Consider the following 20,387-nt stretch of genomic DNA (forward strand, 5'->3'; position numbering starts at 1 on the left):
ACCCTGGCGTCCGCCAGCGAACGCATCCGCGGCATGGAAGACACGCTGGGCGTGCCGCTGGCCTGGGCGGCGCGCGAGCCGGTGCGCCGCGCCTGGAGCCTCTTGAACACGCACGGCCTGCGCGCCCATGCCTTGATTGCGCCGCAGACCCTGGCGCCCGACGACGCCACACCGCTGCGCGACCCCGCCGACCCGCGCTGGCGGGCGCCGTCGCCGTCCTGGTCGCTGGCCATGCCGCAGCTGGCACCCGCACGCGTGTCGCGCTGGCGCCCCGTCTGGCGCTGGGGTGCGGCGGCCGCCGTGGTCTGGATCGGCGGCTTGAACCTGCACGCCGCGCAACTGCGCGGAGAGGCCCAGTCCCTGCGCGACGGCATGCGCCGCCAGGTGCTGGCCGCGTTCCCGGACATTCCCGTGGTGCTGGACCCGGCCCGCCAGGCCCGGCAAGGCCTGGACGCGCTGCGCGACCATCGCGGCGCCGCCAGCGCGGGCGACTTCCTGCCGCTGGCCCGCGCCGCGGCGCAGACCCTGCCCTTCGCCGCCGACAAAGTGGCGCGGCTGACCTACGCCGACCAGGCCCTGACCCTGCAACTGGCCGACGCCGGCCCCACCGCCCAACGCGTGGCCGAAACCCCCGCGCTGGTCCAGCAAGCGGCCGCACAAGGCCTGAAGCTGGAACGCGGTGACAACGACAACACCTGGCGCATCACGCGCAGCCAACCATGACGCCCCTCGAACGCCTTGACGCCGCCTGGCGCGCCGTCCGCAAACCCCTGGCGCCCGCCGCCGACCGCGCCCGCCAGCGCTACCTGGCCCTGGCCCCGCGCGAACGCCGCCTCGTCAACGCGGCCGGCGCGTTGCTCGGTGCGGTGGTGGTCTTCACCGTACTGATCGAGCCGGCGCTGGACACCACGCGCAAGCTGCGCGATGAACTGCCCCTGCTGCGCACGCAGGCGGCGTCCGTGGCCGACCTGGCCGCGCAGGCAACCGCCTTGCGCGGCAAGGCCGCCGCGCCCGCCGCCACGCTGCCCACCGCGACCGACATCGGCGCCAGCCTGGAACGCGCGGGCCTGCCGGCCGACCACTGGAAGCTGGACCACCCGGGCCAGGGCGACAGCGTCACGCTGGCCCTGACCGACATCCCGTCGTCGGCCCTGCTGCGCTGGCTGGAAAACGCCGCCGGTGACTGGGGCCTGACCGTCAAGGACGTGGACCTGACCCGCGCCGCCAACGCCAATGGCCGCCCGTTGCCGGGGCTGGTCAACGGCAGCCTCACGCTGGCGCTGCCGGCTCGCAAGGCCCGATCCTGATGCGTCTGCCTCGTTTGCCCAAGCGCACCGGTCTGGCACTGGCCTGCGGCGCCTGTGCGCTGGCGGCGGCCGCCGCCGTGCTGCCTGCGCGCTGGCTGCTGGCGCTGCTGCCCGCCGACGCACCGGTCACGCTGGCCGACGCCGCCGGCACCCTCTGGAACGGCAGCGCCTGGATCGCGCTGGGCCCGCCCGGCGCACGCCGCCTGCTGCCGCAGGCGCTGCACTGGCAATGGCGCTGGTCGTCGATGACGCTGGAACTGTCGCACCCCTGGCTGCAAGGGCCGTTGCGCGCAGGCGTGGGCTGGACCGGCGTCACGCTGTCGGCCCAATCGCTGCGCCTGCCGGCCACGGCGCTGCCCGCACTGGGCGCGCCCTGGAACACGCTGGCGCCCGAAGGCACGATCGAGATCAACTGGCAGGCCCTGCGCCTGGGCGGCAACCTGCCCGAGGCGCCGCTGGCCGACCTGCGCTGGCGCGATGCCGGCACGGCGCTCACGCGTGTGTCGCCCGTGGGCACCTATCTGCTGAAGATCCGCGGCAACGGCAAGTCCGGCGCCACGCTGGCGCTGACCACCGAAAACGGCCCGCTGGCCGTCACCGGCCAGGGCAGCGCCAGCGCGCGCGGCGTGCGCTTCACGGGCCAGGCCACGTTCGCCCCGTCGGCCAGCGAGGCCGACCGCGCCGCGCTGGACGGCCTGATGTCCACGTTGGGCCTGCGCAGCGGCGATACGGTGGCGTTCGGCACGGGAAATTAAGGCGCCGGGCTGGAGGGGCCCGGCCCGGCACGCCCCGGCGCGTGCCGCCCCGCCGTGCGGGCCTCGTGCCTTCTCGCCGCGCAGGCTTCAGGCGTCCCGCGTCACCCGCAGGATTTCTTCTGGCGAGGTGTCGCCGATTTCCACCCAGCGCGCGCCATCCTCACGCATGCTGAACATGCCCGCAGCGCTGGCCGCGCGGCGCAGTTCGCGCTCGTCGCTGCCTTCGTGGATCAGCCTGCGCGCCTCGTCGTCCACCGTGAACAGCTCGTGGATACCCGAGCGGCCGCTGTAGCCCGTGTGGTTGCAGGCGTCACAGCCGACCGGGTGGAACACCCGCACGCCATCCTGCATCGACGGCTTCTTGCACGCCGGACACAGCTTGCGCACCAGCCGCTGCGCCAGCACGCCCAGCAACGACGAGGACAGCAGGAAGGGCTCCACCCCCATGTCCGTCAGCCGCGTCACGGCCGAGACCGCGTCGTTGGTGTGCAGCGTGGCCAGCACCAGGTGGCCCGTCAGCGAGGCCTGCACCGCGATCTGCGCCGTTTCCAGGTCGCGGATTTCGCCGATCATGATCACGTCCGGGTCCTGCCGCAAAATGGCCCGCAGCGCCAGCGCGAAACTCATGTCGATCTTGGCGTTGACCTGCGTCTGGCTGATGCCCGGCAGGTCGTATTCGATCGGGTCTTCCACCGTCAGGATGTTGCTGGTGGACGCATCCAGCCGGCTCAGCGCGGCGTACAGCGTGGTGGTCTTGCCGCTGCCTGTCGGCCCGGTCACCAGCACGATGCCGTGCGGCTGGCGGATCAGCCGGTCCAGCTGGCCCAGCACGCCGGGCGCCATGCCCAGCTTTTCCAGCCGCAACCGGCCGGCCTCCTTGTCCAGCAGGCGCAGCACCGCGCGTTCGCCGTGTCCGGTGGGCAGCGTGGACACGCGGATGTCGATCGGCCGGCCGCCCACCCGCAGCGCGATGCGGCCGTCCTGCGGCAAGCGCTTTTCGGCGATGTCCAGGTGCGCCATGATCTTGATCCGCGAAATCAGCGCCGCGTGCAGCGCCTTGCGCGGCGACACCACGTCGCGCAACGTGCCGTCCACCCGGTAGCGCACCACCGAATGCGTCTCGAACGGTTCGATGTGGATGTCGCTGGCGCCGTCGCGCGCGGCCTGCGCGAACAGCGCGTTGATCATCCGGATCACCGGCGCGTCGTCCTGCGCGTCCAGCAGGTCCGCCACTTCGGGCATGTCCTGCAGCAGGCGGTCCAGGTCGATCTCGTTTTCGGCCACGCCCATCACCGATGCCGCGTCCTCGGCGTGGCTGTAGGCCGCGGCCAGCAACGTTTCCAGCGCCTCGTCCTCCACCTGCGTCACCGCGATATCGCCATGGCAACGCCGGATCTCGCGCACCGCCCATTCCGGCGTGCGCGGGCTGACCGTCAGTTGCGCATGGCCCGCGCGCAGCGACAGCACCGCCCGCTGGGCGCGGGCCCAGGCATAGGGCAAGGGGTGCGCGCTCATTGCAGCGACGACAGGTCGCGCGCCACGCTCGCAGCCAGCGGCCGGGGGGCACGAATCGGCACCGACGCATTGCCCGTCTGCACCAGGTCGGGATACTGCCGCACCGCGAACGACTGCACGCTGGCCGCCGCCGGCCGCGCGGCCTGGGCCGGCTGGCCGCCGCGGAAGTCGTACACGTTGTTGGACACCGAGCCCGCACCGGCGCCGGCCGGCGGCAGCATCGGCGCCTGCGCATCCGGCAGCAGCCAGTGGTTGCCCGGCTGCGTGGCCGCCTGGGCGCGGCGCATGTAATCGTAGCGATCCAGCGTGACGGCGGCGCTGCGGTTGGCGTCGCGCACCACGTAAGGCCGCAGGAACACCATCAGATTGGTCTTGGTGCGCTTGCGGCTTTCGTACTTGAACAGCTCGCCCAGCACGGGAATCGAACTCAGGCCCGGCACATTGTTCGACGTGACCGTCACGTTCTCTTCCAGCAGGCCGCCCAGCACGATGATCTCGCCGTCGTCGACCAGCACGCTGGTGTCGATGGCGCGCTTGTTCGTCACGATGCCGGTGGTGGCCGTCGAACGGCTTTCATCGATGCTGCTGACTTCCTGGTAGATGTCCAGCTTGACCGAACCGCCTTCCGACACCTGCGGTCGGATGTTCAGCTTCAGGCCCACGTCCTCGCGTTCAATGGTCTGGAACGGATTCGAGCTGCCATTGCTGCCCGACGTGACGTACTGCCCCGTCACGAACGGCACCGTCTTGCCCACCAGGATGCTGGCCGACTGGTTGTCCAGCGTCAGCAGGTTCGGCGTGGACAGGATGTTGGCCTGGCCCGTGTTCTGCATGGCGCGCGCCAGCACGCCCAGGTTGATCACCTTGTTGCCCAGCACGTCCACCGTGCCCTTGACCACGCCCAGGCTCAGGCCGCCGCCCAGCGCGTCGATCGACGTCGGGCCCTTGCCCGACAGGCCGCTGCCGCCCAGGTTGGTGCCGCCAATGAAGCTCGTGCCGCCGCTGTTGATGTTGCCCGCGCCCGTCATCCACTGAATGCCGAATTCCGCCGCGGCATCTTCGCTCACTTCGACGATCAGGCTTTCCACCAGCACCTGCGCGCGGCGCTGGTCGAGCTGGTCGATCACTTCACGCAGGCTGCGGTACAAGGGTTCCGGCGCCGAGATGATCAGCGAATTGGTGGCCGGGTCCGCCTGGATGGTGGCGCCGCCCGCCGAATACGACACCGCCTGGTTGCCGGTCTCGTCGCGCGCGATGCGTTCCTGGTCGCCCGACATGCCGCCCTTGGACGACCCGGACGCGCCGGTCGAACCCGACAGCCCCAGGCCGTTGTTGCCCGTGCTGCTGCCCGTGGCTTGCTGCGTCCGGTTGCCGCCCGTCTGCGCGCCGCCGGCATTGCCGCCCGCCGGGTTGGCGCCGGGCGCGGCATTGGCCTGGCCGGCCAGCAGGCCGCCCAGCACTTCCGCGATGCGCGTGGCCTGGGCGTTGCGCATGTACACCACGTGCAGATTGCCCGCGCGGTTCTGCTGCGCATCCAGCTTCAGGATCAGGTCGCGCGCCAGGCGCGTGCGCGCCGGGCTGCCCGCGCGCACCAGCACGCTGTTGCTGCGCGGGTCCGCCACCACCGCGATGCGCTGCGTGGGGTCGTTGCTTTGCGTGTCCAGCAATTGCGACGCCAGCACTGCGATATCCGACGCAATGCCCGAACGCACCGGCACCACGTCCGTGTCGATCGAACTGGGCACGTCGATCCGCGCGATCACCGCCGCGATGCGGTCCAGGTTGTCCGCGTAGTCCGTCACCACCAGCGTGTTGTTGCCCGGATACGCATTGATCGGGTTGTTCGGCGGCACCATCGGGCGCAACACCGGCACCAGGTTCGCCGCATTCTCGTACTTCAACGGAAACACCCGCGTCAGCATCTCGCCGCTGTTGCCCGAAGCGCCACGCGCAAACGTCGACACCGGCACCGCGCCCTTGCCCGCACCGCCCACGGGCGCTGCCGGCCGCGGATCGCCCACCACCGCGCTGCCCTGCAGCTTGGCATCGGCTTCCGGCACCACCCGCGTCACACCGTCCACCTCGACAATCGCAAAGCCTTGCAGCCGCAGCGCGCCCGTCAGCATCGACAAGGCCTGCCCGCTATCGACGGGCCGGTCCGACACCAGCGTGAGCTTGCCCTTGACCCGGGGATCGACCAGGAAATTGCGCTTGGTGAACAGCGACAGCGCACGCAGCACGGCCGGGATATCCGTGTCCACGAAATTCAGGCTGACGCGATTGTCTGCCTGTTGAGCATAGGCCTGGCTGGCCGTGGGTCCGAGTTGGCTTGCCGCGAGCAAGACCGCAAGGCTGAACTGCGCGATATGACGCATGACGAGATGTGCCTGAGACGTGAAGACATGTGAAAAGACGTGAAAGCGCGTCGGAGTATACGGGGTGACACTGCAACACTACGGTCATAATCCAAAGGCAAGGTGACGGCCTGGAAAGCCTTTATTCACGGGCCTCTCGCGCCTGCGGGCAGGCACCCGGATCACCCTCCCACCATGCCATCCTTTCGTTACGAAGCCACTGACGCGCTCGGAAAAATCGTGCACGGCACGATCGACGCCGACAGCGAACGCGGCGCGCGCAACCAGCTGCGCGGCCGCGGCCTCCTGCCCCTGTCCACGTCTCCCGCCGCGCGCGCGCAAGGCCTGGGCGCGGCATTGCGCACGCGCCTGTCCGACGCCGACCTCGCCTGGCTCACGCGCCAGCTCGCCAGCCTGCTCGCCGCCCGCCTGCCGCTGGACGCCGCGCTGTCCGCCACCCTGGAACAAGCCGAAAAGAAGCACATCGCCGCCACCCTGGAAGGCGTGCGCGACGACGTGCGCGCCGGCCATCGCCTGTCCACCGCGCTGGCCTCGCGCCCCCGCGACTTCCCCGAGATCTACCGCGCCCTCATCGGCGCCGGTGAAGAATCCGGCGACCTCGCCCAGGTCATGGAAAAACTCGCCGACTACATCGAAGAACGCAACACCCTGCGCAGCAAGGTCATGACCGCGTTCATCTACCCCGCCGTCGTCGGCTGCGTCTCGGTCATCATCGTCATCTTCCTGCTCGGCTACGTCGTGCCCCAGGTCGTCTCCGCCTTCAGCCACGCCAAACAGCAGCTGCCGTTGCTCACCCGCATCATGCTGTCGCTGTCCGACTACGTCCGCGACTGGGGCCTGGCCACCGGCGCCGCCATCGCCCTGGCCATCATCCTGTGGCGCTACTCCCTGCGCGTGCCCGCCGCCCGCCACGCCTGGCACGCCCGCGTCCTGCGCCTGCCCCTGGCCGGCCGCTTCGTCCTGGGCGTCAACGCCGCCCGCTTCGCCTCCACCCTCGCCATCCTGTGCGGCAGCGGCGTCGCCCTGCTCACCGCCCTCGAAGCCGCCCGCCGCACCCTCGGCAACGACGTGCTGCGCACCGCCGTCGACGAAGCCTCCGCCCGCGTCCGCGAAGGCGCCGCCCTGTCCAGTTCGCTGGCCGCCCAGAAAGTCTTCCCGTCCCTCCTCGTCCACCTGATCTCCAGCGGCGAAAAAACCGGCCAACTCCCCGAACTCCTGGACCGCGGCGCCCAAAACCTCTCCCGCGACCTGGAACGCCGCGCCATGGCCATGACCGCGCTGCTGGAGCCCGCGCTGATCCTGCTGATGGGGGGATTCGTGCTGTTGATCGTGCTGGCGGTGATGATGCCGATCCTGGAGATGAATCAGCTGATCCGCTAGAAGGGAAAGAAAGGCGAGGCGCGCATTGCACGCGCTGTGCCAAAGCAAGCGATAGCAGGCTAAAAACTGCAATACCGCCGAAAACAAAAAGCATTCATCGCCAGCGCACCGCGAGCATCGCGACGACGCAGCACAACGCGTAAGCCGGGGACGGCCGCCCGCGCGGCAGTTTTCGGCGGGCCCCGCAAACCTCTCCCCCACACACAGGTCTGACAGCGCGACAACCCTAGACGCTCGTAGCCCGGCGCGGGCCGCGCACCGCGTGTGCGCGCCGTCGATGCGCCCGAGGGAATCTGTAGGAGTCGCCGAAGGCGAGGACGAAGATGACGAAGGGGGGGGGCCGCCGAGGCAAGTCCGGAGCGAAGGCTCCGGACCGCAATCGTTGGCGCGCACACGCGGTGCGCGGCCCGTGCCGGGCGACCTACGAAGAAAGGGTACCTACGAAGAAAACAACCCACGCAAAAATAAAAAAATCAAAGCGCCTCTTCGTCACTCTCACCCGTCCGAATCCGGATGGCTTGCTCGACCGGCGTGACGAAAATCTTCCCGTCCCCGATCTTGCCCGTACGCGCCGCCTTCACGACCGCTTCGATCGCTGCCTCGACCTGGTCATCCGGCAACACCACTTCCACCCGGATCTTCGGCAGGAAATCCACCACGTATTCCGCCCCCCGATAAAGCTCGGTATGCCCCTTCTGGCGCCCGAACCCCTTCACTTCCGTCACGGTCAGCCCGCTGACGCCCACCTCGGCCAGCGCCTCGCGGACTTCGTCGAGCTTGAAGGGTTTGATAATGGCGGTGACTTGTTTCACGTTCGTCGTCCTGGTTTTTGATCTGTTGCAACGCCCTGCCCCGGCCACATGCCGGCAAAGCGCAATGATTAAGAGAATACCACCCGGCATAGCGGCCGCCACCCTGGCGCCGCCTCCCATGCCGCCGGGAAAACCCGCAGCCTAGCTGCCCGGCGCCTCGTCCGGAATTCGGTCCGCATCCCGCATCCACACCACCGATTCCGAATCGCTCGGCGCCCGCCAGTCGCCCCGCGGCGACAGCGACCCGCCCGAGCCCACCTTCGGCGCATTCGGCACGCACGTCCGCTTGAACTGGCTGAGCCGGAAAAACCGGTCCAGGAAGATCTTCAGGTTGCGCTTGATTGCCGCCAGGTCGTACTGGTTGCGCGCCACGTGGCCGCCTTCCGGCCACGCCCCGGCATCCCGGTCGCGCCAGGCCGCCAGGGCCAAGAATGCCACCTTCGTCGGCGAAAAGCCGTAGCGCAGCGTGTAATACAGGTTGAAATCCTGCAGCTCGTACGGCCCGATCGTGTCCTCGCTCTTCTGTCCCGGGTTGCCGTCGGCGCCACCCGGCACCAGCTCGGGGCTCACGTCCGTGCCCAGCACATCCAGCAGCACCGCCGCGCCTTCCGGCCCCAGGCGGCCCGACTCGGCCACCCAGCGCACCAGGTGCGTAATCAGCGTCTTGGGCACGCTGGCGTTCACGCTGTAGTGCGACATATGGTCGCCCACCCCGTACGTGCACCAGCCCAGCGCCAATTCGCTCAGGTCGCCCGTGCCGATCACGATCGCGCCATTGAAATTGGCAATGCGGAACAGGTGGTTGGTGCGCTCGCCCGCCTGCACGTTCTCGAACGTGATGTCGTACACCGGCTGGCCATCGGCATAGGGATGCCCCAGGTCTTTCAGCATCTGCAGGCAGCTGGGGCGAATATCGATCTCGGACGCCGTGCAGCCCACCACCGCCATCAGCTGGCGCGCCTGCTGCAGCGTGCGCGTACTGGTCGCAAAGCCCGGCATGGTGATCGCCAGGATGTTCGCGCGCGGCAGCCCCAGCGTATCCATCGCCTGCGCGCACACCAGCAGCGCATGGGTCGAATCCAGCCCGCCCGAAATGCCGATCACCACCTTGGACATGCCGCTGGCCGACAGCCGCTGCGCCAGCGCCTGCACCTGGATGCTGTAGACCTCTTTGCAGCGCGCGTCGCGGCGCTGCGCGTCGGCCGGCACATAGGGGAACCGTGCCACGCGGCGCTCGAGCGGCAGCTCGGCGTCTTCGAGCGGGGGATTCACCGGCACCCGCACGTTGCGGAACTTGCGCACCTCGTCCTGGTGGCGCCGCACCGATTGGCCGAAGGTCGTCTGGCGCATGCGCTCGCGCGACAGGCGTTCCAGGTCCACGTCCGAGAACAACAGATGCGATTCGGCCAGGAAGCGCTCGGACTCGCCCAGCAGTTCGCCGTTTTCGTAGATCAGCGCCTGGCCGTCCCAGGCCAGGTCGGTCGATGACTCGCCGCGCCCGGCCGACGTATACATGTACGCCGACAGGCAGCGCGCCGACTGCTGCGCCACGAGTTGATGGCGGTATGCGGACTTGCCCACCACGATGTTCGAGGCCGACAGGTTCACCAGCACCGTCGCGCCCGCCAGCGCCGCGAACGACGACGGCGGGATCGGCACCCACACGTCCTCGCAGATCTCGACATGGAACTGGAACAGCGGCAGCTTTTCCATCTGGAACAGCAGCTCGGCGCCGAACGGCACCGTCTGGCCCAGCAGCGCGATTTCGGTCGCCGCGGTGCAATCGGCCGCGCTGAACTGGCGCGCTTCGTAGAATTCGCCGTAGTTCGGCAGGTAGGTCTTGGGCACCACGCCCAGGATGCGGCCCCCGGCCACCACCACCGCGCAATTGAACAACTGGTGCGCTACCCGAAGCGGCGCGCCGACGATCAGGGCGATGTCCAGTTCGGCCGTGGCTTGCACCACCTGGTCCAGCGCCGCCTCGCAGGCATCCAGCAGGGCCTGCTGGTGGAACAGGTCGTCGCAGGTGTAGGCCGACAGGCCCAGTTCGGGAAAAGCGGCCAGCACCGCGCCGCCCTGGGCGGCCTGCTGCGCCAGCGCAATGGTCTGCGCGGCATTGAAGGCCGGGTCCGCGACCCGGCACTCGGGCACGCCCACCGCCACGCGGGCGAATCCGTGGGAATACAGGTTGAAGAACGGGTTCGACATCGGGTTTCTATCGCCTGGGAATCCAAGCGCCGATTATCTCACGGCGTCATCCGGCCAAGCGGGCAATCCCCTGGGGACGACAGGGTGCGGCAAGCCCCCGGGCCGAGCCCCCGCCCGGCCGGCGAGGGTCTACGCGGACGGCGGCGGCGCCAGGCGGTCGCGGTCCGGCCCCTGCCGTGCGCCTTCCGCCGCCAGCGCGGCCTGGATGGCGCCGTCGCGCAGGTAGCTGCCCATGGCGCCGATGTCGGCGCCCGATGGCTGCTGGTACAGCCGCAGGCCCAATTCCGGCAGGATCGCCAGCAGGTGGTCGAAAATGTCGCCCTGGATGCGCTCGTACTCGACCCAGGCCGTGACCGCCGTGAAGCAATAGACCTCGACCGGGATGCCGTCGGCCGTGGGTTCCATCATGCGCACCATCATCGCCATGTCCTGGCGCACCTCGGTGTTCTGCTTCAGGAACGCCAGGCCATAGGCGCGGAACGTACCGATATTGGTCAACCGGCGGCGGTTGGCCGGCACGCTGGCCAGTTCGCCCATGGTCTGGTTGGCCTGGGCGATGTCGTGCGTCTTGACCCGCAGGTAGTCGTGCAGCAGCCGGAACCGCATCAGCCGCTGGGCTTCTTCGTCGGTCAGAAAGCGCACGCTGCTGGCGTCGATGCGCAGCGTGCGCTTGATGCGCCGGCCGCCCGACTCGAACATATGACGGTAATTGCGATAGCTTTCGGAAAACAGCTTGTAGGTCGGCACCGTGGTGACAGTGTTGTCCCAGTTCTGCACCTTGACCGTGTGCAGGGCGATATCCTTGACGAAGCCGTCGGCGTTGGACTGCGGCATCTCGATCCAGTCGCCGATGCGCAGCATGTCGTTGCTGGTCAGCTGGGTGCTGGCCACCAGCGACAGCAACGTGTCCTTGAACACCAGCAGCAGCACCGCCGACAACGCGCCCAGGCCCGAAATCATCCACAGCGGCGACCGGTCGATCAGGATCGAAAGCACCAAAACGGTGCATACCGCCATCAGGATCAGCTTGCTGATCTGGATGTAGCCCTTGATGGAGCGGGTCTGTGCGCGCGTGGTGGCCGAATAGGTGTCCTGCCAGGCGCTCAGCACCCCGGAAAACGCCACGAACACGCAGATCCAGGCCCCGGCATGCGCCAGCCGGCCCACCAGCGCGGCCGCCTTTTCCACGTGCGGCACCAGCTCGATGCCGATCGACACCACCGCGAAGGGCACGGCGTACCACAGGTTCTGGTAGGCCCGGCGGCGCTGCAGCGCCTTGTCCCAGTCTTCGTGGCCGCTCACCACCAGCAGCCGGTGGGCCAGCAGCAGCACCACCCGCGCGACCACCCACTGGACGAACAACGCCGTCAGGATCAGCACGCCGATGCCGACCAGCGTCTGGGCCCAGGGCTGGTGCGGCATGTAGGTATCAAGTTCGGTGGCCAGTTCTTCCCATTCCATGGGCATAGCTCGAGTGCTCTCTAATGATTCGGACAAGGGGGCGCGGCGCGAACCGGCAAGATCGCTGCCGCCAGGATATATCCCGGTGGCCCGCGGATGCGACCCTGAATTATCCGACAAGTCGCGGCGGGGCAAGGTTTCCAGGCGCTACCAGGACGCCGGGCCGCGGCGCCCCCGTGCCCTACGGTCACTACGGACTCGGTAAGTCCGGATTCGTCAGCCCCCCATGGCAGGCCCTATAATTCGGGCCATCATGGCAAACACTCCCTCCCCCGATCAAAACCAGTTCGCCAACAAGGCGCAGGCCTGGTCCGCCCGGTTCTCGGAACCGGTTTCCGAACTCGTCAAACGCTATACGGCGTCCGTGGATTTCGACAAGCGCCTGGCGCACGTCGACATTCAAGGCTCGCTCGCGCATGCAGACATGCTGGCCGCCCAGGGCATCATCGGCGCCCAGGACCTGGCCGACATCCAGCGCGGCATGGCCCAGATCCTGTCCGAAATCGATGCCGGCAGCTTCCAGTGGCTGCTCGACCTGGAAGACGTCCACCTCAACATCGAAAAGCGCCTGGTCGAGCTGGTCGGCGACGCGGGCAAGCGCCTGCACACCGGCCGTTCGCGCAACGACCAGATCGCCACCGACATCCGCCTCTGGCTGCGCGGCGAAATCGACACCCTGATCGACCTGCTGCGCCAGTTGCGCCACGCGCTGGCCTCGGTCGCGCTGGACAACGCCAGCACCATCATGCCCGGCTTCACCCACCTGCAAGTGGCCCAGCCCGTCACCTTTGGCCACCACCTGCTGGCCTACGCCGAAATGTTCGGTCGCGACGCCGAGCGCCTGGCCGACTGCCGCCGCCGCGTCAACCGCCTGCCGCTGGGCGCCGCCGCCCTGGCCGGCACGTCGTTCCCGATCGACCGCGAACGCGTCGCCAAGACGCTGGGCTTTGACGGCGTCTGCCGCAATTCGCTCGACGCCGTCTCCGACCGCGACTTCGCCATCGAATTCTGCGCCGCCGGCGCCCTGATCATGACGCACGTCTCGCGCCTGTCCGAAGAGCTGGTGCTCTGGATGAGCCCGCGCGTGGGCTTCATCGACCTGGCCGACCGCTTCTGCACCGGCAGCTCGATCATGCCGCAAAAGAAAAACCCCGACGTGCCCGAGCTGGCCCGCGGCAAGACCGGCCGTGTCAACGGCAACCTGGTTGCCCTTTTGACCCTGATGAAAGGCCAGCCCCTGGCCTACAACAAGGACAACCAGGAAGACAAGGAAGGCCTGTTCGACACGGTCGACACCGTGCGCGATACGCTGACCATCTTCGCGGACATGGCTGCCGGCATCAAGGTCAAGGCCGACAACATGCGCGCCGCCGCCCTGCAAGGCTTCGCCACCGCCACCGACCTGGCCGACTACCTGGTCAAGCGCGGCGTGCCCTTCCGCGACGCCCACGAAGTCGTGGCCCACGCCGTGCGCGACTGCGAACAACGCGGCTGCGACCTGGCCGACCTGTCGCTGGCCGAACTCAAGGCCTACCACGCCCAGATCGGCGACGACGTCCACCAGGTCCTGACCCTGGAAGGCTCCGTCGCCGCTCGCAAGCACGTGGGCGGCACCGCCCCCGAACGCGTGGCCGAAGAAGCCCGCCGCGTGTTGCAGGAAACGGCAACCTGACACGCCAATCGGCTGCAGATATGAAATGAATACGGCCCCGATCTCGGGGCCGTATTCATTCAGAGTCTCTCTTCCTGCGGTCTAACTTTCAGGCGCGGCATCCCAAGGATGGTCTATCGATCTCTCCAGACAAGGAAACCGTAGTTCGCGTGCATTCCTTAGCCATTGCGCTGGGGCGGCCTCAAGCACCAATGCGCTGCCCACGGCCACTATTCCGCTAGCAACATAGGACGTGTTGCAGCATTTTTTCCATACGCTATCAAGGGCGTCACCGAAGCCGTATTGAGAAAACACCGCCTGCACCTCGTCGAGCGCGCCGTCAGCGAGCTCGACCAGAACGTACTCTTTGCGAAGTTCGTCAGGATAAAAGGCGACCGTTGCCACCCACATCGCGCCGCCGGCATGGAAGACCAAGCCGGATACGAAACCGTCGTACCATTCAAAGTCGGTGATGGCCGTAATCTGTACTTTTTTCATTGTCTGTCGGTATGGAGCGCCGAGATCGACTGGATGCTTGGGGCCAGCAGATCCGATTCAAGCGATCGAAACATCCAGGCGCCGCCCAAGCTGTTGCAGAGCCGATTCGACTTGTTCAATTCGCGACGCATGCCTCACATTCAACAGGCGATCCACCTGCGGCATGTGCACTCCCATGCGGCGGGCAAGTTCCGCCTTGCGAACACCTTGGAAGATCATCTCGTTAGACAAGAAGACTTTGCTGGTGACCAAGGCAGGCAAAGTCACCGAAGCGTGGCCCTTCGTCGGCAGAGACGGCTCGACCTGGGAAATGCAGGGCATTTATCAGACGGACGCCTGTTTGAAGCTATCCCGGGCGTTCGAACTTGCGGGTCCGCCGCAAGCCCCGTCAGGTTCGCTATCATGTTCGCTTTCTGGCCCCATTTCCTGCCCATGCCCTCCTTGCGCGCGCCTGTCATCACGCCGTTCGCCCTGCCCCGTTTTCGTCTGGCCCTGCTGGCCGGCGCCAGTCTGATAGCGCTGGCGGCCGGCCCGCTTGCCCAGGCGCAGACCGCGCGCAAGCCGTCGCCATACGAAAACCGGGTCGACCTGCGCATCGGCGAACCCACGGATGCGGGTGCCACGTCGCAAGGCGATCCGGCGGCCCCGGACTCGCTGGGCAACATCGCGAGCCAGGAGGACTTCCTGCGGCTGGCGCGCACCTACAACGCCGGCACGCCGCTGGAGATCCCGCATGTGCTGTTCGCCATCGACCGGCAGCACGGCAACCGCATCTACTACATCAATACCCCGCGCTTCGACCTGCACGAGAACTTCGTGCGCCGTACGCGCCTGGCGCCCGATCTGACCCGCAGCACCCTGATCGCCCAGTACAAGGATCCGAAACGGCGCTTCCTGTTCGGCACGCTCAGCCAGCAACGCGACCTGCCCGGCTATACCTACGAATTCTGGGAAGGCGACCGCCTGACGCCGGCCCTGCTGAAACTGGCCGACGACGCCGTGAAGCGCTCGTTTTTCGCGCACGCCAGTTTCAAGACCAATTCCACCCTGCACGAGCAGACCGCCAAAGATGCCGGCGTGACCTTCGTGACGCAGGAAGCCCTGCTGCGCGAGCAGCCTTTCCTGCCACTGAACCCGGGCCGTGCGCAGGGCCGGCTGCGCATCGTGGCCTCGGTGGACAACACCCCCGACCTGGCGCGCGACGACATCGTGGTGCTGGACGAAGTGCCGATCTGGCTGCCGCCGGTTGCCGGGCTGATCACGCAGCGGCCGTCCACCCTGCTGTCGCACGTCAACCTGCTGGCCAAGGGCTGGGGGGTACCCAACGCCTACGTGCGCGACGCAGCCAAGACCCTGCGCCAGTACGACGGCCAATGGGTGACGCTGACCGTCACGGGCAACGACTACCAGGTCCAGCCTGCTGAACGCCCGGCCACCGCTGGCCCGGGCAGCCCGCCCGCCACGCCGCCGAAAGCGCAGGCGCAGTTGCCCCGGCCCGACCTGACGGTGCAGGCCCTCAAGCCGCTGGACGCCCTGGCCGTGCGCGACAGCCGCCACTGCGGCGTCAAGGCCGCGAACCTGGGTGCGCTGAAATCCGCCCTGCGCCCGGCCGCCAGCGTGCCGGACGGCTTCTGCATTCCGTTCGCGCAATACGCGGCATTCATGAAGCAGCTGGGCATTGCCCAACGGGTGGCGGCGCTGGAACAGCGCGACGATTTCAAGGCCGACGCCACCGTGCGCCGGCAGGAACTGGCCAGGCTGCGCCAGGACATCCAGGCGGCCCGCCCCGACCCGGCGCTGGTGGCCACCTGGCAGGCGCGCTGGCAACGGCAGCTGCAGGGCCGCGGCGTGTTCGTGCGCAGCTCGTCCAATTCCGAAGACCTGCCGGGCTTCAGCGGCGCCGGGCTGTACACCACCGTGCCCAACGTCGTGCAGGCCGACGCGCTGACGCAGGCCGTGCTGACCGTGTGGGCCTCGGTCTACAACTTCGAGGCCTACGAGGCGCGCCGCGCCGCCGGCATCGGCCAGGACGCTGTAGTGATGGCCGTGCTGGTGCAATTGGCCGCGCCGTCCGACAGCTCCGGCGTGATGATCACGCGTGACCCGTTCGATGCCAGCCGGCGCTACGTGAGCTACATCTCGGCCAAGCGCGGCCTGGGCATCAAGGTGGTCGAAGGCAAGCGCCAGGCCGAACAGGTGATGTATTCCAGCTGGTCCAAGGCGGTGCAGGTGCTGACCCGGTCCGCCGAAGACACGCAACTGGTGGCGGATGCCGCTGGCGGCGTGCGCGAGGTGGCGCTGACCGACAACCGCCAGGTGCTGAATGACGCGCTGGTCGCGCGGCTGGCCACCGTGGGACGGCAGATCAAGCAGCGGCTGGGCGGCGTGGACCAGGACATCGAGTGGGCCGTGGTGGGCGACAAGATCGTCATCCTGCAATCGCGGCCCTACGTCGACGGCCGCCGTTAAGCGGCGCCGCCGTGCCGCCCAATACGTGGCGGCGGCATCGTCATTTCCCATGAAAAAGCCGCGGCGCGATTTCCTCGCGCCGCGGCCGGTCACGCCGAACCAGTCAGTTCAGGCCAGGCCCGCTAGATATGCAACGCGTGCCCCAGCGCCTTGAGCGCCGCTTCCTGCACCGCTTCACCCAGCGTCGGATGCGCATGGATGGTGCCCGCCACGTCTTCCAGCGTGGCACCCATTTCCAGCGACTGGCCAAAGGCCGTGGACAGCTCGGACACGCCGCGCCCCACCGCCTGCCAGCCCACGATCAGGTGGTTGTCACGGCGCGCCACCACCCGCACGAAACCGTCGGTGGATTCCAGCGTCATGGCCCGGCCGTTGGCCGCGAACGGGAACGAGGCCGCCAGGCAGTCCAGCCCCGCGGCCTCGGCGTCGGCAGGTGACAAGCCTGCCACCACCACTTCGGGGTCGGTAAAGCACACCGCCGGGATGGCGGCCGGCTGGAAGTGGCGGCGCTTGCCGGACACCAATTCCGCCACCATCTCGCCCTGGGCCATGGCCCGGTGCGCCAGCATCGGCTCGCCGGCAATGTCGCCGATGGCCCAGACGTCGCGCATGGACGTGCGGCATTGATCGTCGATGCGCAGCGCGTTGCCCTTGCGGTCCAGTTGCAGGTTTTCCAGGCCCCAGCCCTGCGTGCGCGGGCGCCGGCCGACGGCGATCAGCACGCGATCGGCCGGCAGCTGGGTTTCAGCGCCGCTGGCGTCCTGCACCCGCACCGCGTTGCCCGCGCCGTTCAGCCCCAGCACCTTGCGGCCCAGGTGCAATTCGATGCCCAGCCTGGCCAGCGCGGCCGCCACGGGCTTGGTGAGTTCGGCGTCGTAGGTGGGCAGGATGCGGTCCTGCGCCTCGACCACGGCCACCTCGGCGCCCAGCTTGCGGTACACCGTGCCCAGTTCCAGGCCGATGTAGCCGCCGCCCACCACCACCAACTTCCTCGGAATGTCGGTGGGCGACAGCGCTTCGGTGGAGGACACCACGATGCCGCCGAACGGCACCGACGGCAGCGGCGTGGGCTCGGACCCCGCCGCCAGCAGCAGGTGTTCGCACTGGATGCGCAGGCGCCCCTGGTCGGCGGTATCGACCTCGACCGTCTTGCCGTCCAGAAGGCTGGCCCAGCCGTGCACCACCTGCACGCCGTTCTTCTTGAGCAGCGCGCCCACGCCGCCGGTCAGCTTGCCGACGATGCCGTCTTTCCAGGCCACGGTGCGGCCGATGTCGATCGCCGGCGCCGACACCGAAATGCCCAGCGCCGACTGCCCGGCGTAGTGCCGCGCCTTGTCGAATTCCTCGGCCGCGTGGATCAGCGCCTTGGACGGAATGCAGCCGATGTTCAGGCAGGTGCCGCCCAGGCGGTCGCCTTCGACCAGGATGGTGGGCACGCCCAACTGGCCGGCCCGGATCGCGGCCACATAGCCGCCGGGCCCGCCGCCGATCACCAGCAAGGTTGTCGTCTTGGTAGTCTGGCTCATGCTTACTCCACGAAAAGCAGCGCGGGTTGTTCCAGCAGCGCGCGCACGGCCTGGATGAACCGCGCGGCGTCCATGCCGTCGACCACGCGGTGGTCGAACGAGGACGACAGGTTCATCAGCTTGCGCGCCACCACGGCGCCTTGGCGGAAGGCGGGCCGCTCGACGATGCGGTTCACGCCCACGATGCCGACCTCGGGATGGTTGATGACCGGCGTCGTGACGATGCCGCCCAATGGCCCCAGGCTGGTGATGGTGATGGTCGACCCGGACAGTTCGTCGCGCCCGGCGCTGCCGGACCGCACCGCCTGCGCCAGCCGCGCGATCTCGGCCGCCATGGCCCAGACGTCGCGCGCTTCGGCGTGGCGCATCACCGGCACCATCAGGCCGCCGTCGCTTTGCGTGGCGATGCCGATGTGCACGGCGCCGTAGCGCGTCACCTGGCCGGCCTCGTCGTCATAGCGTGCGTTGATCTGCGGAAAATCGCGCAGCGCTATCACCATGGCGCGCGCCAGCAGCGGCAGCAGCGTCAGCTTGCCGCGCGCCTCGCCGAACTTCTGGTTCAGTTGCACGCGCAGGTCTTCCAGCTCGGTGACGTCGATCTCTTCCACGTAGCTGAAGTGCGGAATGCGGCGCTTGGACTCGGCCATCTTCTGCGCGATCTTCCTGCGCAGGCCGATGACCGGCACGAGTTCCTCGTCGTTGCGTTCGGCGTAGGCCGGACCGCTGCGCGCACTGGCCACGCCCTGCCCTTGCAGGTAGGCGTCCAGGTCTTCGTGCATGACGCGCCCGGCCGGGCCGCTGCCCGGCACGAAACGCAGTTCGATGCCGAGGTCCCAGGCGCGCTTGCGCACGGCCGGCGAGGCCAGCGGCTTTTCACCCGGCTGGCGGACCGCGGCGGGCGCCTGGCGCGCAGCGGTCGAACGGCCCTGGCCTTGCGGCGCACTCGCGTGCGCGGCTGCGGTCGCAGCGCCTGGCGAAGCCGCTGGCGCCGCAGATTGCAGCGACGCGGCGATCTGCCCCGCCACCCCGCCCGCGGGCGCCTTGTCGGCCTTGGCGGGCGCCGGCGAGGACGCCGCCGGGGCAGCCGTCGACACCGTCGCCGCTGGCGGCTTCTGCGCCGCGTCGGCCTTGAGGTTGCCCTCGCCTTCGACTTCCAGGCGGATCAGTTCGCCGCCCACGGCCATCACCTGGCCGACGTCGCCGCCCAGCGCGACCACACGGCCCACCACCGGCGACGGAATCTCGACCGTGGCCTTGTCCGTCATGACGTCGGCCAGCGGCTGGTCTTCGGCGACCGTGTCGCCGACCTTGACGTGCCAACCGACCAGTTCGACCTCGGCAATGCCTTCGCCGATGTCAGGCATCTTGATGACATGAATCCCCATCTCACACCTCCATCGCGCGTTTGAACGCTTCGCCGACCCGGCGCGGGCCGGGGAAGTACGCCCATTCCTGCGCGTGCGGGTAGGGAGTGTCCCAACCGGTCACGCGCTCGACGGGCGCCTCCAGGTGATGGAAGCAGTGCTCCTGCACCAGCGCAATCAGTTCGGCGCCATAGCCGCAGGTGCGCGTGGCTTCATGCACCACCACGCAACGGCCGGTCTTTTTCACCGAATTGACGATGGTTTCCAGGTCCAGCGGCCACAGGCTGCGCAGGTCGATGACTTCGGCGTCGATGCCGGTTTCCTCGGCGGCCGTCAGCGACACGTGCACGGTGGTGCCGTAGGTCAGCACCGTCAGCGCATTGCCCGGCCGCACGATGGCGGCCGTATCCAGCGGCACGGTGTAGTAGCCGGTGGGCACCACGCTGCCCGGGCGCCCGGTCCAGGGCGTGACGGGGCGGTCATGGTGGCCGTCGAACGGGCCGTTGTACAGGCGCTTGGGTTCCAGGAAGATGACCGGGTCGTCGTTCTCGATGGACGCGATGAGCAGGCCCTTGGCGTCGTACGGGTTGGACGGCATCACCGTACGCAGGCCGCAGACCTGCGTGAACATCGCCTCGGGGCTCTGGCTGTGCGTCTGGCCGCCGTAGATGCCGCCGCCGCAGGGCATGCGGATGGTCATGGGCGCCGTGAATTCGCCCACCGAGCGGTAGCGCAGGCGCGCGGCCTCGGACACGATCTGGTCGGAAGCCGGGTAGAAATAGTCGGCAAACTGGATTTCGCAGACGGGCCGCAGGCCATACGCGCCCATGCCCACCGCCACGCCGACGATGCCGCCTTCGGAAATGGGGGTGTCGAACACGCGCGAACTGCCGAACTTGGCCTGCAGGCCTTCGGTGCAGCGGAACACGCCGCCGAAATAGCCCACGTCCTGGCCGAACACCACCACGTTGTTGTCGCGCTCCAGCATGACATCCATGGCCGAGCGCAAAGCCTGGATCATGGTCATCGGCGCAGAGGCCGGACCAGCGTTGTTATCGATAGCCAT

16 protein-coding genes are annotated in these 20,387 nt (G+C 68.4%); 6 read left to right on the forward strand and 10 right to left on the reverse strand.

The window, feature by feature from the left end; genetic code table 11:
- From gspL to gspN, 3 genes are all read left to right on the forward strand, one after another.
- The coding region (gene gspL / locus AC6LJ2_RS20195; RefSeq protein WP_498152028.1) for a type II secretion system protein GspL at positions 1-723 on the forward strand (723 nt) is incomplete at its 5' end.
- Positions 720-1,307, forward strand: coding sequence for a type II secretion system protein M (locus AC6LJ2_RS20200; protein ID WP_498152029.1), 588 nt, complete (start codon positions 720-722; stop codon positions 1,305-1,307). The genes gspL and AC6LJ2_RS20200, both read left to right, overlap by 4 nt.
- Positions 1,307-2,062, forward strand: a complete 756-nt coding sequence (gene gspN, locus AC6LJ2_RS20205; RefSeq protein ID WP_498152030.1) for a type II secretion system protein N — start codon at positions 1,307-1,309, stop codon at positions 2,060-2,062. Before AC6LJ2_RS20200 ends, gspN begins: the two co-directional genes overlap by 1 nt.
- Before the next feature lie 87 nt (positions 2,063-2,149).
- Here gspN and gspE read toward each other — a convergent pair whose 3' ends face one another.
- Both gspE and gspD read right to left on the reverse strand, forming a co-directional pair.
- The gene (gene gspE, locus AC6LJ2_RS20210) at positions 2,150-3,577 is read right to left on the reverse strand and encodes a type II secretion system ATPase GspE (protein WP_263911932.1); all 1,428 of its coding nucleotides are present in this window, start codon (positions 3,575-3,577) and stop codon (positions 2,150-2,152) included.
- Positions 3,574-5,952, reverse strand: a complete 2,379-nt coding sequence (gene gspD, locus AC6LJ2_RS20215) for a type II secretion system secretin GspD (RefSeq protein ID WP_263911931.1) — start codon at positions 5,950-5,952, stop codon at positions 3,574-3,576. Before gspD ends, gspE begins: the two co-directional genes overlap by 4 nt.
- Positions 5,953-6,126: 174 nt before the next feature.
- Here gspD and gspF point away from each other — a divergent pair, with 174 nt between their 5' ends.
- Positions 6,127-7,332, forward strand: a complete 1,206-nt coding sequence (gene gspF / locus AC6LJ2_RS20220) for a type II secretion system inner membrane protein GspF (RefSeq protein WP_498152031.1) — start codon at positions 6,127-6,129, stop codon at positions 7,330-7,332.
- A 473-nt stretch (positions 7,333-7,805) separates the two neighbouring features.
- Here the strand turns inward: gspF and AC6LJ2_RS20225 are convergent, their stop codons facing one another.
- From AC6LJ2_RS20225 to AC6LJ2_RS20235, 3 genes are all read right to left on the reverse strand, one after another.
- Complete coding sequence (locus tag AC6LJ2_RS20225) at positions 7,806-8,144, reverse strand: P-II family nitrogen regulator (RefSeq protein ID WP_006386376.1); 339 nt, start codon at positions 8,142-8,144, stop codon at positions 7,806-7,808.
- 141 nt (positions 8,145-8,285) lie between these two features.
- Complete coding sequence (locus AC6LJ2_RS20230) at positions 8,286-10,352, reverse strand: NAD(+) synthase (RefSeq protein ID WP_498152032.1); 2,067 nt, start codon at positions 10,350-10,352, stop codon at positions 8,286-8,288.
- Positions 10,353-10,481: 129 nt separating this feature from the next.
- A complete protein-coding gene (locus tag AC6LJ2_RS20235) occupies positions 10,482-11,813 on the reverse strand; it encodes a mechanosensitive ion channel family protein (protein ID WP_263911926.1) in 1,332 nt (443 codons plus the stop codon).
- Between the two features lie 253 nt (positions 11,814-12,066).
- On the opposite strand from AC6LJ2_RS20235, the gene argH reads away from it, so the two are divergent.
- Positions 12,067-13,485 (forward strand): argininosuccinate lyase, encoded by a 1,419-nt coding sequence (argH, locus tag AC6LJ2_RS20240; RefSeq protein WP_263911924.1) that lies wholly within the window; start codon positions 12,067-12,069, stop codon positions 13,483-13,485.
- 81 nt (positions 13,486-13,566) lie between these two features.
- Here the strand turns inward: argH and AC6LJ2_RS20245 are convergent, their stop codons facing one another.
- Together AC6LJ2_RS20245 and AC6LJ2_RS20250 are read right to left on the reverse strand one after the other, a co-directional pair.
- Positions 13,567-13,962, reverse strand: a complete 396-nt coding sequence (locus tag AC6LJ2_RS20245; protein ID WP_498152033.1) for a hypothetical protein — start codon at positions 13,960-13,962, stop codon at positions 13,567-13,569.
- A gap of 57 nt (positions 13,963-14,019) precedes the next feature.
- A complete protein-coding gene (locus AC6LJ2_RS20250) occupies positions 14,020-14,283 on the reverse strand; it encodes a hypothetical protein (RefSeq protein WP_498152034.1) in 264 nt (87 codons plus the stop codon).
- Positions 14,284-14,394: 111 nt separating this feature from the next.
- Here AC6LJ2_RS20250 and AC6LJ2_RS20255 point away from each other — a divergent pair, with 111 nt between their 5' ends.
- Positions 14,395-16,431, forward strand: coding sequence for a PEP/pyruvate-binding domain-containing protein (locus tag AC6LJ2_RS20255; protein ID WP_498152048.1), 2,037 nt, complete (start codon positions 14,395-14,397; stop codon positions 16,429-16,431).
- Positions 16,432-16,553: 122 nt separating this feature from the next.
- Here AC6LJ2_RS20255 and lpdA read toward each other — a convergent pair whose 3' ends face one another.
- From lpdA to AC6LJ2_RS20270, 3 genes are read right to left on the reverse strand one after another with little or no spacing between them, the layout of a single operon-like run.
- Positions 16,554-17,957, reverse strand: coding sequence for a dihydrolipoyl dehydrogenase (gene lpdA, locus AC6LJ2_RS20260; protein ID WP_498152035.1), 1,404 nt, complete (start codon positions 17,955-17,957; stop codon positions 16,554-16,556).
- 2 nt (positions 17,958-17,959) lie between these two features.
- Positions 17,960-19,342, reverse strand: a complete 1,383-nt coding sequence (locus AC6LJ2_RS20265; RefSeq protein WP_498152036.1) for a dihydrolipoamide acetyltransferase family protein — start codon at positions 19,340-19,342, stop codon at positions 17,960-17,962.
- Position 19,343: 1 nt separating this feature from the next.
- Positions 19,344-20,387, reverse strand: coding sequence for an alpha-ketoacid dehydrogenase subunit beta (locus AC6LJ2_RS20270; RefSeq protein WP_263911917.1), 1,044 nt, complete (start codon positions 20,385-20,387; stop codon positions 19,344-19,346).

The organism is Achromobacter sp. 1014246743 (assembly GCF_059760725.1).

Coding starts and splice junctions, on each gene's coding strand:
- AC6LJ2_RS20265 (WP_498152036.1), bottom strand. CDS start 19,342: ATGGGGATTCATGTCATCAAGATGCCTGACATCGGCGAAGGCATTGCC.
- AC6LJ2_RS20230 (WP_498152032.1), bottom strand. CDS start 10,352: ATGTCGAACCCGTTCTTCAACCTGTATTCCCACGGATTCGCCCGCGTG.
- AC6LJ2_RS20270 (WP_263911917.1), bottom strand. CDS start 20,387: ATGGCTATCGATAACAACGCTGGTCCGGCCTCTGCGCCGATGACCATG.
- lpdA (WP_498152035.1), bottom strand. CDS start 17,957: ATGAGCCAGACTACCAAGACGACAACCTTGCTGGTGATCGGCGGCGGG.
- gspE (WP_263911932.1), bottom strand. CDS start 3,577: ATGAGCGCGCACCCCTTGCCCTATGCCTGGGCCCGCGCCCAGCGGGCG.
- AC6LJ2_RS20245 (WP_498152033.1), bottom strand. CDS start 13,962: ATGAAAAAAGTACAGATTACGGCCATCACCGACTTTGAATGGTACGAC.
- argH (WP_263911924.1), top strand. CDS start 12,067: ATGGCAAACACTCCCTCCCCCGATCAAAACCAGTTCGCCAACAAGGCG.
- AC6LJ2_RS20200 (WP_498152029.1), top strand. CDS start 720: ATGACGCCCCTCGAACGCCTTGACGCCGCCTGGCGCGCCGTCCGCAAA.
- AC6LJ2_RS20250 (WP_498152034.1), bottom strand. CDS start 14,283: ATGCCCTGCATTTCCCAGGTCGAGCCGTCTCTGCCGACGAAGGGCCAC.
- gspN (WP_498152030.1), top strand. CDS start 1,307: ATGCGTCTGCCTCGTTTGCCCAAGCGCACCGGTCTGGCACTGGCCTGC.
- AC6LJ2_RS20235 (WP_263911926.1), bottom strand. CDS start 11,813: ATGGAATGGGAAGAACTGGCCACCGAACTTGATACCTACATGCCGCAC.
- AC6LJ2_RS20255 (WP_498152048.1), top strand. CDS start 14,395: ATGCCCTCCTTGCGCGCGCCTGTCATCACGCCGTTCGCCCTGCCCCGT.
- gspD (WP_263911931.1), bottom strand. CDS start 5,952: ATGCGTCATATCGCGCAGTTCAGCCTTGCGGTCTTGCTCGCGGCAAGC.
- gspF (WP_498152031.1), top strand. CDS start 6,127: ATGCCATCCTTTCGTTACGAAGCCACTGACGCGCTCGGAAAAATCGTG.